The organism is Acidovorax sp. LjRoot204, assembly GCF_056175785.1.
Window position 1 is genome coordinate 1 of record NZ_JBGFFF010000143.1, and the last position, 11309, is coordinate 11309.

Here is an 11309-nt window from a genome sequence, read left to right on the forward strand (position 1 = left end):
GATCAGCACGGCCAGCACGATGACGATCAGGGTCACCGAACCGGGGCGCTCCAGGAAAATCGTCCACTTGCCTTCGCCAATCGACACCGCATTGCGCATCTGTGCCTCAGCCAAGGGGCCCAGGATCATGCCCACCACCACCGGCGCGGCGGGGAAGTCAAAGCGGCGCATCACCACACCCAGCAGGCCGATCGCGTACAGCAGCACCAGGTCGAATGCGCTCTGGCGCATGCCATACACACCCAGGGTGGAGAAGACCAAAATGCCCGCGTACAGGTACGACTTCGGGATGTTCAGCAATTTCACCCACAGGCCCACCAGCGGCAGGTTCAGGAYCAGCAGCATCACGTTGCCGATGTACATCGACGCGATCAGCGCCCACACCAGCGCGCCGTTGGTGTCGAACAGCTGCGGGCCGGGCTGGATGCCATAGTTCTGGAACGCGCCCAGCAGAATGGCCGTGGTGTTCGACGTGGGGATGCCCAGCGTCAGCAGCGGGATCAGCGTGGCCGTGATGGCCGCGTTGTTGGCGGCCTCGGGGCCTGCCACGCCTTCGATGGCGCCCGTGGTGCCAAACTCTTCCTTGTGCTTGCTCAGTTTCTTCTCGGCGGCATAGCTCAGGAAGGTTGGAATCTCGCTGCCACCGGCAGGCACGGTGCCAAACGGAAACCCGATGGCCGTGGCGCGCAACCATGCGGGCCAGGAGCGCTTCCACTCTTCCTTGGTCATGTGGGTACTGGTCAGGCGGTTCTGGGTTTCGTCGGACTTGCCTTCGTACATCACGTTGTACAGCGCCTCGCCCACCGCAAACAGGCCCACGGCGATCAGCACCACTTCGATGCCATCCATCAGCTCAGGCACCCCACCGGTGTAGCGCGCCTGGCCCGTGATCTGGTCGATGCCGATCAAGCCCATGGCCAGGCCCACAAACAGCGCCACCATGCCACGCAGCGTGCTCTTGCCCAGCACTGCACTCACGGTGGTGAAGGCCAGCACCATCAGCATGAAATACTCTGGCGGGCCCAGGCGGATGGCGTATTCGGCCACCAGCGGCGCGCAGAAGGTCACCAGCACCGTGGCGATGGTGCCCGCCACAAACGAACCGATGGCGGCCGTGGCCAGGGCCGCACCAGCGCGGCCATGCTTTGCCATCTTGTTGCCCTCCATGGCCGTGACCATGGACCCGGCCTCACCCGGGGTGTTGAGCAGGATGGACGTGGTGGAACCGCCATACATGGCGCCGTAATAGATGCCCGCAAAGAAGATCATCGAGGCCGTGGCCTCGACCTTGACGGTGATGGGCAGCAGCATGGCCACAGCCACTGCGGGGCCGATGCCTGGCAACACGCCCACGGCGGTGCCGATCATGCAGCCCACAAAGGCCCACATCAGGTTGATGGGTGTTGCCGCGGTGGCAAAACCCTGCATCAAAAGGTTTAAGGTTTCCATGGCGTGCAGGCTTTACAGCCACCCCGTGTTGGTCAGGCCGGGCAGGTTGATGGCCAGCAGTTGCGTAAACATCCAGTACACCGGGGCCGCTACCGCGATACCGATGAAGGAATCCTTGATCCAGGCCTGCAGGCGCAGGTCGAGTTCACCTTCCGAGCTCTTGAAACCCCGCACCGACAGCACGAAGCACAACGCACAGCTCAGGATGAAGCCCAGCGTGGTGATGAGCAGGGCGTTGAGCAACAGCCCTGCCGACACCCAGATGAAGCCCTTCCAGTGGGCGCGCTCGTCGCCGGAGCCCTCTTCCAGCTCCCGAAACCCCCCGCTCAGCGCATGTGCCACGCACAGCACGCCGCAGATCAGGATGGCAATGCTGACCACCCAGGGAAAGAAGTTGGGGCCCACGCCACCATAGCCCGCTTCTGAACTGACCGAGCTGGCCCCCCAGGCCAGACCCAGCGCGAGCACCACCAGCCCGACCCCGATCAGGGTCTGCAAGGGCTTGGAGCGCGATGAATGTTGTTGTGTCATGTTTTTTCCTTCGCACCAACCAATGCACGGGCGCGCCGCCTGCCCAGAGGCAGAAACGACGGCTGCCGCGCCTTGCTTCGGGATCAGATCATTCCGGACTTGGCCATCGTGGCGCGCATGCTGGCGAACTCGGCATCCACGAAATTGCCGAACTCGTCGCCGGCCATCCATGCGGGGGTCCAGCCGTTCTTTTCCATCGCGTCCTGCCAGGCCTTGTGCTTGAAGGTCTTGGCCAGCGCATCGATCAAGGCCTTGCGCTGTTCGGGTGTGATGCCRGGMGCGCCGTACACGCCGCGCCARTTGCCGATYTCCACGTYGATGCCCTGCTCCTTGAGTGTGGGCACGTTCACGCCCTTGAGGCGGGTGCCCGAGGTCACGCCCACTGCGCGCATCTTGCCGGCAGAGATGTACTCGGAGAACTCGCTGTAGCCGCTGCCGCCCACCGTCACGTTGCCACCCAGGATGGCTGCAGTGGCCTCACCGCCCCCACGGAACGCCACGTAGTTGATCTTGGCGGGGTCCACGCCCACTTCGCGGGCGATCATGGCGGCTGCAATGTGCTCGGTAGAGCCGCGCGAGCCGCCACCCCACTTCACGCTGCCGGGGTCCTTCTTGAGCTGTTCCACCACATCCTTCATGGTCTTGAAAGGCGAGTTGGCGGGCAGCACAAACACGTTGTATTCGCTGGTCAGGCGCGCCAGGGGCGTAACCTTGTCCAAGCCCACCGGTGGTTTGCCGGTGATGATGCCGCCCAGCATCACAGCGCCCATCACCATCAGCGCGTTCGGGTCGCCCTTGCTGGCGTTGACGAACTGGGCCAGGCCAATCGCGCCCGCTGCGCCGCCCTTGTTGTCGTAGGACACCGACGATGCGGCGCCCGCATCCTGCATCGCCTTGCCCAGCGCGCGACCGGTGGAATCCCAACCGCCCCCGGGGTTGGCGGGAATCATCATCTTGAGGGCCGCTGCCGTCTGGGCCGACACGGGCAACGCACCCGCAGCGGCCAGGGCGGCCAGTGATTTCAGAAAGGTATCGCGACGCATGGTGTCTGTCTCCTGATAAGGTTTGCGAACCGCCCGATGATGCGCGCGCTGCCTGTCAAACGGCTGTCCTCAGACTCAGGGAAAACACTCATGCACACGGCCCAATGAGACGGTGCTATGGTGCCGCGCATGCAATTGCTCCTTGTAGAAGACGACCCCACCATGCAGGCCACGCTGCACCGCGCACTGACCCGGCGTGGCATGGAAGTGACCGCAGTGGGCGACGGACGCGCAGCGCTGAGCCAATGGACCGCCCTGCAGCCCGACGCCGTCATCCTGGACCTCACTCTGCCGGGCCTGGACGGCTTGCAGGTGCTGCAGCAGGCGCGATCACGTGGCCTGCGCACCCCCGTACTGATCCTGACGGCACGTGGCACCGTGGGCGACCGCGTAGTGGGGCTGAACGCTGGCGCCGACGACTACCTGCCCAAACCGTTCGATCTGGACGAGCTGGAGGCACGCCTGCGCGCGCTGGTGCGCCGCAGCGCAGATCCCGCCGTAGCGCCGCTGGCACCCAGCACTGTGCAGATCGGAGCCATCCGCTACGACAAGGACAGCGGCGCGCTGTACCTGAACGGCGAGGTGATGGAGCTGACCCCGCGCGAGCTGGCACTGATGCACGCCCTGCTCGCACAGCCCGGGCATGCCGTGACCAAGGAGCGACTGTATGAGCTGGTGTTTCCGGGCCAGCTCGACGTGCAGTACGAAGCCATCGAGGTCGTGGTGTACCGGCTGCGCAAGAAGCTGGCGGGCACAGGCCTGACCCTGATGACACTGCGCGGCCTGGGCTACCTGCTGCGGGCCGACGCATGAGCGAAGATGGAGTGCGCCACCACTCGCTGCGGCGGCGCCTGCTGCTGGGCATCTTGCTGCCTGTAGCCCTGTTCATCGGTTTCAACACCTGGAGCCTGTACCACCAGACGCTGGCCTCGCTCAACACCGCGTATGACCGCACCTTGCTGGCATCCGCCAAAAGCATCAGCGAACAGCTCGATGTGAAAGGCTTTGACGACGCAGCGCAGCTGCGCGCCATCGTTCCTTATTCGGCCCTGGAGGCCTTTGAGGCCGACAACCAGAGCCAGATGTTCTACCGCGTTTCGACCCTCAAGGGCGAGATCGTGTCGGGCTTTGAGGACCTGCCGGTGTGGCACGGCAGCATTCCTGCCCGCCCTCCCTATGCGGCTCTGGTGGACTTTTACGATGATCGATTTCGTGACCGCGATGTGCGCGTGGCGGTGCTGCTGCAACCGGTGGCCAGCTCCGAAGGCCGGGCGATGGCCGTGATCCAGGTGGCGGAGACGCTGGAGGTGCGCGAAACCCTGGCACTGCAGATCCTGTGGAACACCCTGTTGCGACAGGCGCTGTTGATCGCCGTGGTGGCCTTTACCGTGGTGTTGGTGGTGCAGCGCGCCACCCAGCCCGTGCGGCAACTCAGCCAGCAGTTGCAGGCCCGGCGCGAGGGGGATCTGAGCCCCATCGCAGCCCCGCTCGCCCCACGCGAGCTGCAGCCGCTGGTGGACGCCACCAATGAGGTCATGCAGCGCCTGCGTCACCTGCTGCGGCACCAAAAGCGCTTTGTGCGCGATGCCTCCCACCAGCTGCGCACACCGCTGGCCGTGCTCAAGACCCAGGTGCAATCGGCGCTGCACGGCGACGTGGAGCCGCAACAAGCCCTGCACGAGATCAGCGACACCGTGGACCGCGCCACCCAGCTCGCCAACCAGATGCTGGCCCTGGCCAAGGTGGAGCAGCTGCGCCAACAAAGCGCTCCACCAGCCACCCGCTTTGATGACATTCTGCGTGCCGTGGCGCTGGAGATTTCGCCACTGATTGCTCAGCGCGATCTGGACTTTGGCATCCACACCGAGCCAACCCTGGTGCAATCGCATGAATGGATGCTGCGCGAACTGAGCCGCAACCTGCTGCACAACGCCGTGCGCCACGCACCGCCCGGCAGTGAGTTGACCGTGGACTTGCGCAGCGACGGGCGGCATGCGGCGCTGACGATCAGCGACCACGGCCCCGGCATTGATGACGAGCTGGCGGCACGCCTGTTCCAGCCCTTTTCTGCAGGAGACGTGCGCACCGGCAGCGGCCTGGGCCTGGCCATTTGCCATGAGATCGTGCAGGCCCTGGAAGGCAACATCACACTGACAAACCAGGTGCAAGGCCACAAGGTGACAGGGCTGGACGCCGTGGTTCGCCTGCCACTGCCTGCGCCCTTGACCGACAGCACACCCGCGGCCTAGACGGCACAATCTCGCCCATGAATACCTTGGAGACGATGCGCCTGGACAAGTGGCTCTGGTGCGCCCGCTTTTACAAGACCCGCAGCCTCGCCACCGAAGAGATCGGCAAGGGCCGGGTCACTGTCAATGGCCAGCTGGCCAAACCTGCACGCGACCTGCGCTGCGGCGACACCGTAGCGCTGCGCCAGGGCCCCGTGGCACGCACCGTACTCGTACGGGGCCTGAGCGGTGCCCGAGGCCCCGCGCCAGTGGCCCAGCAACTGTACGAAGAAACCCCTGACAGCATCGCCGCCCGCGAAAAGGCCGCAGAACTGCGCCGCTTGGCCCCCGAGCCAGCGGCGACATTGCAAGAAGGTCGCCCAACCAAACGCGACCGCCGCGAGATCGACAAGGTGAGCAATAAGGGAAGCGATTGGGGCAGCCGGTGGAGTGCTTCGATCGACGAGTGAGTAACGAAGGCGCCGACCATTTCACGGCACCGAGATAGGTGCTTGCGCGTGTCCATGCTGAGCCACTCACGCCTGCGATTTACTGACTAGGGGGCCGTACTGGGTGGATGTATCCTGAATTTGAAACGGGACATCACCAGCGCAGCATGAGACGCACTGCGTGGCAGCAATTCTTCCACGCAACCGGTGGCAACTGGAGGCACAAAGCCGGCAGCGATGCCCCCCATGGCAGCCTTGGAGCCGCCCCTCCAACTCCACCCCCACGCGGCCCCGTCAATGCCTCCAGCAAACAGCAAAGCGCCCTTTGCTGATTCACCCAAGCGGATCTCAATCCGCATGCTGTTCGCAAAAGCACCGCGCCGATAACCTGCGCTGATGCGCAGCGTAAACACCGGGTGTCGAACTGGATCGAAACCCGCGCCTACGGTATCGGCAATGACGGCCAATGCCGGCATGGCGGTACCGTTCCACCCCTCCGCCATCACCGCACCATCGCCAAAAATGATGAAACCACGCGCAGCCGACCACAGGTTCTTGCCGTACCGCAAGATGGGCCCGCAGTGGGGGTTGTAGCCGCCCTGCCCACCCTCGCAATCGAGCGCAAAAACGATGTGATGGCCTCCGTTGGAAAAAAACCTGGAAGCATCGACCGTGCACAAAAAATCGGCGCAATGAGAAGGCGCGGAGCCCGCAGCCCTGGGTAGATAACAAAAGTCGAGATCGTTGAATGCCAGGCTGAGCTCGCGAACTTGCACGTCACGATGGTGCGTCATGGGGGCCCTTCTTCCCTGTAGGCATCAGTACCACTGTCAGCATACAGGGCCACTGGCCAGCACTTGCGCGCTCCATGTCGGCTTTGGGCCGCTATCACGGCGCAGCGCCCTCGGCTTGAAGTACACAATAAAAAAAAGCCCGCACAGGGCGGGCTGAAACCTTGCCAGAGTTCACCAGGACACAGGCCCTCCGCAATCCAAACAGCGGGCGGGATCTGATCCATGTCCCCAAGAAAGCGAGCAAGGCTCTTAGGACCCCACGATTGGGCGCGAAACGTGATCGGTTGGGTATTCGGGAATCACCTATGCGCAAGGCCATTCCTCAACCGATATGCGGCGAACAGACAGACTTGACAAAGAAAAAGCCCCAAGCGCGTTGAACGCTTGGGGCTTATCTTGGCGGAAACGGAGTCCGTCCGCCGAACTTCCAACGAAGTCCAAATCAATCCAAACTCAAGACCTAGACCGCTGATTTATATAGGTTTTTTCGAGAACTTCTAGATTTCAAAGTCCAAATCAGTCCAGCCAAATCTGATTCAATCGGATCTTTTATGGTAGATACCATGGCGGATAAAAACGCGGCACAATTTGACATCAGAGAACTCTTTGCCGGGCTCGCTGACATCAAGGATGTGACTTTGGGATTCGAAAGATGGCACGCAAAGCGAAAGAACTGTCGGCCTTGGAGGTTGGGCGCCTGACGAAGGTGGGACACCATGCCGTGGGCGGCGTGGCGGGCCTGTACCTTTATGTAGTGGAGTCGGGCGCAAGGTCCTGGGTCCTACGAACCATGGTGGGAAACAAACGCAGGCACATGGGTCTTGGCGGTTTTCCGGAAGTGCCTTTGGCCAAAGCCAAGGAGAAGGCCCGCGCAGCCAAAGAGCAGATTGACCAAGGTATCGATCCCATCGTGCAGCGTCTGGCAATCGCCAGCAGCCTCAAGGCGCAGCAGGCAACGCAGAAGACATTCAAACAGGCAGCTCTTGCCTATATCGAGGCCCATGGCGAGGGTTGGAAGAACCCCAAGCACCGAGCCCAGTGGGGTGCAACCCTGGAAACCTATGCATACCCACACCTCGGAGATCTTCTGGTCCAGGATGTCGGACAAGACCACGTATTGAAGGTTCTGGAGCCCATCTGGAAAACAAAGACCGAGACCGCCACGCGCCTGCGTGGACGTATCGAGAGCGTGCTCGACTGGGCCACCGTTCGCAAATATCGGACTGGCGACAACCCAGCACGCTGGAAGGGCCACCTCGACAAGCTACTGCCCGCTCCAGGAAAGATCCAGAAGGTTGAACACCATCGCGCACTTCCAGTCGCCAAGATGGTTGAGTTCATGAATGCGCTTCGTCGCCGAGAAGGTCTCGCTGCGCGTGCGCTGGAGTTTGCGATTCTTTGCGCTTCACGCAGTGGTGAGGTGAGAGGTGCTCGATGGGATGAGTTTGACCTTGACGCTTCCGTCTGGACAATTCCCGCTGAACGCATGAAGGCAGGCAAAGAGCATCGCGTACCCTTGTCCAGCTTCGCACTGGCAATTCTGAAAAAGCTCCCCAAGAAGGCAGATGTTGATCTGGTCTTTTCAACCGAAAGCGGGAAAGCTCTCTCGGATATGGCATTGACTTCTGTGCTGCGTCGCATGGAGGTGGATGCAGTGCCCCACGGATTCCGCTCTACGTTCCGCGATTGGGCAGGTGAACTCACCAATCACCCTCGGGATATCGCTGAACAAGCGCTGGCTCACGTTCTCGACAACAAGGTAGAAGCTGCATACCGCCGCGGCGATGCATTGGATAAACGACGCAAGATGATGCAAGACTGGGCAGAGTTTTGCGCTGGCGACACAAGGCGTTCGCTCGCAGGCGCTTTCAGCGATACACGATCTACGATGCTAAACATATCCAAGAGCTAGAGTATTTGCCCAGAGACGTGCTTCCCTCATCAACATGTCCACGCAAGGTGCTTCTGGAAGCGCCCGCGCGCTGCAATCACCGAATRCAAAGTCGATCAATCAGATAGGCTACCCCGTTGGTGGTGTACTTCTCAAGGATAGGTCGGAGCCGGGATTCGGGCTCGAAAGCTTCATGAGCCGTTGCGACATCGGCGAACCATACCGCGACGAACCCTGAGGGAGGCACTGGCTCTGCCCAGAGTCTTTCACGCCGCGCAGTCGTGACCGTCCAGTTCAGTACGGATCGAATCCCGAAGGTCTTCTCCAAACCCTGCAGTTCTACCCACATCTRATTGCGTGCCTCTGGCTGCGCATGGAACGGAATCAGCACCTTGGCATGTTGCTCTTGAGGTTCATCACCTTGCTCCTCCACAACGCACAACGTCCACCCTTTTAGGAACTGCGGCTCGTCTGCCGGAATGAATTTGGTGCCTACAGCTGACGCTTGGGCCTGYCGCATGACCTCGGAATCGGAAAACGACAGTTCGACGACACCATCCACACTGAAGGCTGGCTCACCATCGCTCGCCCACAAAACCTTCTCCACCCGGTTGTGCGTGTATTTGACAATTCCGTCCATCCCGAGCGCAAGCTGCGCATGGGGCCCCGCCCAATAAGCACGGAAATCACTTGTAGCCAGACCATCCCTTTTGGCAAGAAGAGTCATGCGCTTCATCATGGGAAGTCCTAATGGTTAGACAATTTGCCTCTCTGCTACCACGAACGCCGTGATTTCAGACAGGAAAGTCTTCGCGTGGGCCATGGTTTCCTGGCCAGCCTCAGATCCGAACGCTGCATTAAGCGTCTCCGCGTCCTTGAACCAAAGCTCGACGATCCCGTCGATAGGAAGATCGCTGTAGCCACAGGGGCGCCCTTTTACTCGCTCCCGTCCCGTGATCACATTCTGGCGGTAGGCACTAACGCCCGACATCTTGCGAACCAAGTCGCCGTGAGTCTTCCACTCCTTGCGGAAGTCCTCTTCGTTCAGGGTCGGCAGGCGCTTGATGACAGACATGCGTTTTAGGAGCTGGGACCGCTCTTTCTGTTCAGGCACCGGAATGACCACTGACTGTTCGGCGGTCACGATGTGCAGGCCGCCCAGGAAATAGTGCTCGTCCTTGATGAGATCGTTGGCCAAATCGCTATCGTTGAAAGCACCATCGGACTGCTTTGCGTCGTCAAATGAAAGTTGCGAAAACCCATCGAAATCCCATGGTCCCCTCGCAAAGTCAATGCCTCGCTGCAGTCGATCAATTACGGGGTTTTGYCAATACTCGCGCAAATTCGGTAGCCGTCCAGCGATTGCACCATGGCTATCTCTCCAATACGAATTGAAATCCTCAAAAATCCAGTCGGCCTTTTTTCGGATCAGCCCCATGCGTACCGTCATATGCGTACCTCTCCTTTTTTTGTTTCAGATCTGTTGCTCAGCAACGTGCGCTCGTGCTCGCGCCAGACCAGGTGCGCGCTTTGCTAGCCATACGCCGTGACGAATGGGCCAGCGTTGGTAGTTTGGATCGGCGCCCAATGCATCCGCCGCGTGATGAGCCCAATATGGATCGAACAACGCCTCTCGACCCAAAGCGATGAGATCGGCCTTGCCTTCTTGAAGTACTGCCTCTGCCTGATCTGCATCGACGATCATTCCAACCGCCTGCGTGCGCACATTGGCTTCACTTCGGATCCGTTCGGAGAATGGCACCTGAAAGCCAAGTCCACGTGGGACTGGAAGTGCGCGTGTTTCCTCAGTCAACCCGCCTGATGAACAGTCGATGATGTCCACGCCGACTTTGGCCAATTCGCGAGCAAGGACAACCGAGTCTTCCAGGCTCCATCCGCCAACGCTGCCGTCCACAGCGGACAGCCGAGCGAAGAGCGGCTTGCTGGCAGGCCAAACCGCCCGCACTCGGGTAGCCAGCTCGACCGCAAGTCTTATGCGACCTTCCAGGCTTCCGCCCCACTCATCGTCTCGGTGGTTGGAGTTGGGCGACAGAAAGCTGGCGACCAGATAGCCGTGGCCGAAGTGCAACTCCACGACGTCAAAGCCGACCTTTTCTGCCCGCAAAGTTGCATCGACGAAGCGCTGAATGACCTCCTCAATGTCCTGATCATCCATCGCTCGGGGCGGGGACCAACCCGGGCCCGCAGCAAGTGCGCTTGGGCCGAGGCGCTGCCAAGGCTCTGGATCCGCTTGCATCTCTGTGTCAGTCAATGCAGCACCGCCCTCCCAAAGCGGCTGGCTACCAGACTTTCGGCCGGCGTGAGCCAATTGAACGCCAATCGCACAGTCATTTGYGTGCACGAAATCAACCACAGCCTTCAGCGGCTCGATTTGTCTGTCATCCCACAAGCCCAAATCCGCAGTTCCAATCCGGCCACGAGGGTCGACAGCAGTACTTTCCGTCAAGATGAGACCTGCGCCACCGAGCGCGAACTTCCCAAGGTGAACCATATGCCATGGTGTAGCGCGCCCAGCATCTGCGGCATGCTGGCACATCGGAGAGATGACAACGCGATTTTTCAGCTGCAGGTCTCGAAGTCTCAAAGGCTGAAACAAAAGCGGCTCATTGATAGTCATGATGAAGTTTGAAAGACCTAAGAGGTCGATGAAGGCGGCACCGACGGTCTGGTGCCAAGAAAAGTGCCTGCCATGACTGCGGCAAAACCCACGAGGTGCCACGTGGTCAAACGCTCGTCCAGCAACATTGCCGCAAAGAGCACCCCGAATACAGGAACCCAATAGAGAAAAACTGCCGTGCGGGCCACGCCGATGGACGCAATTGCCCGGTTCCAGATCAGGTTGCTGAGTGCTGTGGCCATCACCCCAGAAAACAGAATGAGCGCCCATTGCCACCATCCAGGGA

General features: G+C 60.9%; 12 protein-coding genes. 4 read left to right on the plus strand and 8 right to left on the minus strand.

The window, feature by feature from the left end; genetic code table 11:
• From AC04MI_RS19750 to AC04MI_RS19760, 3 genes are all read right to left on the minus strand, one after another.
• Positions 1-1449, minus strand: a 1449-nt coding sequence (locus AC04MI_RS19750) for a tripartite tricarboxylate transporter permease (RefSeq protein WP_476498489.1), incomplete at its 3' end; no start/stop codon positions are given.
• A gap of 12 nt (positions 1450-1461) precedes the next feature.
• Positions 1462-1980 carry a tripartite tricarboxylate transporter TctB family protein gene (locus AC04MI_RS19755; RefSeq protein WP_056064616.1) on the minus strand — a complete coding sequence of 173 codons (519 nt, stop codon included), beginning with the start codon at positions 1978-1980 and terminating at the stop codon, positions 1462-1464.
• An 83-nt stretch (positions 1981-2063) separates the two neighbouring features.
• Positions 2064-3023 carry a Bug family tripartite tricarboxylate transporter substrate binding protein gene (locus AC04MI_RS19760; RefSeq protein ID WP_476498490.1) on the minus strand — a complete coding sequence of 320 codons (960 nt, stop codon included), beginning with the start codon at positions 3021-3023 and terminating at the stop codon, positions 2064-2066.
• A gap of 129 nt (positions 3024-3152) precedes the next feature.
• Between AC04MI_RS19760 and AC04MI_RS19765 the strand changes: the two genes are divergently transcribed.
• Genes AC04MI_RS19765 through AC04MI_RS19775 form a run of 3 tightly spaced genes read left to right on the plus strand, consistent with a single transcriptional unit; the run spans position 3153 to position 5721 of the window.
• Positions 3153-3836: a response regulator transcription factor gene (locus tag AC04MI_RS19765; protein WP_056065161.1), complete on the plus strand. Its 684-nt coding sequence runs from the start codon at positions 3153-3155 to the stop codon at positions 3834-3836.
• Positions 3833-5272: a sensor histidine kinase gene (locus AC04MI_RS19770; protein ID WP_436079127.1), complete on the plus strand. Its 1440-nt coding sequence runs from the start codon at positions 3833-3835 to the stop codon at positions 5270-5272. Before AC04MI_RS19765 ends, AC04MI_RS19770 begins: the two co-directional genes overlap by 4 nt.
• 17 nt (positions 5273-5289) lie before the next feature.
• The gene (locus tag AC04MI_RS19775) at positions 5290-5721 is read left to right on the plus strand and encodes an RNA-binding S4 domain-containing protein (RefSeq protein WP_056064624.1); all 432 of its coding nucleotides are present in this window, start codon (positions 5290-5292) and stop codon (positions 5719-5721) included.
• Between the two features lie 86 nt (positions 5722-5807).
• Here AC04MI_RS19775 and AC04MI_RS19780 read toward each other — a convergent pair whose 3' ends face one another.
• Entirely contained in the window at positions 5808-6494 is a 687-nt protein-coding gene (locus tag AC04MI_RS19780) for a hypothetical protein (protein WP_436079128.1), read from the minus strand.
• Positions 6495-7146: 652 nt separating this feature from the next.
• Here AC04MI_RS19780 and AC04MI_RS19785 point away from each other — a divergent pair.
• Positions 7147-8406 (plus strand): tyrosine-type recombinase/integrase, encoded by a 1260-nt coding sequence (locus AC04MI_RS19785; protein WP_476498491.1) that lies wholly within the window; start codon positions 7147-7149, stop codon positions 8404-8406.
• A 76-nt stretch (positions 8407-8482) separates the two neighbouring features.
• Here AC04MI_RS19785 and AC04MI_RS19790 read toward each other — a convergent pair whose 3' ends face one another.
• From AC04MI_RS19790 to AC04MI_RS19805, 4 genes are all read right to left on the minus strand, one after another.
• The gene (locus AC04MI_RS19790) at positions 8483-9124 is read right to left on the minus strand and encodes an EthD domain-containing protein (RefSeq protein ID WP_476498492.1); all 642 of its coding nucleotides are present in this window, start codon (positions 9122-9124) and stop codon (positions 8483-8485) included.
• Positions 9125-9139: 15 nt separating this feature from the next.
• Positions 9140-9835: an EthD domain-containing protein gene (locus AC04MI_RS19795; protein ID WP_476498493.1), complete on the minus strand. Its 696-nt coding sequence runs from the start codon at positions 9833-9835 to the stop codon at positions 9140-9142.
• 24 nt (positions 9836-9859) lie between these two features.
• On the minus strand, positions 9860-11023 hold the full coding sequence (locus tag AC04MI_RS19800) for an NADH:flavin oxidoreductase/NADH oxidase (RefSeq protein ID WP_476498494.1): 1164 nt from the start codon (positions 11021-11023) through the stop codon (positions 9860-9862).
• 17 nt (positions 11024-11040) lie between these two features.
• Positions 11041-11309, minus strand: a 269-nt coding sequence (locus AC04MI_RS19805; RefSeq protein ID WP_476498495.1) for an EamA family transporter, incomplete at its 5' end; no start/stop codon positions are given.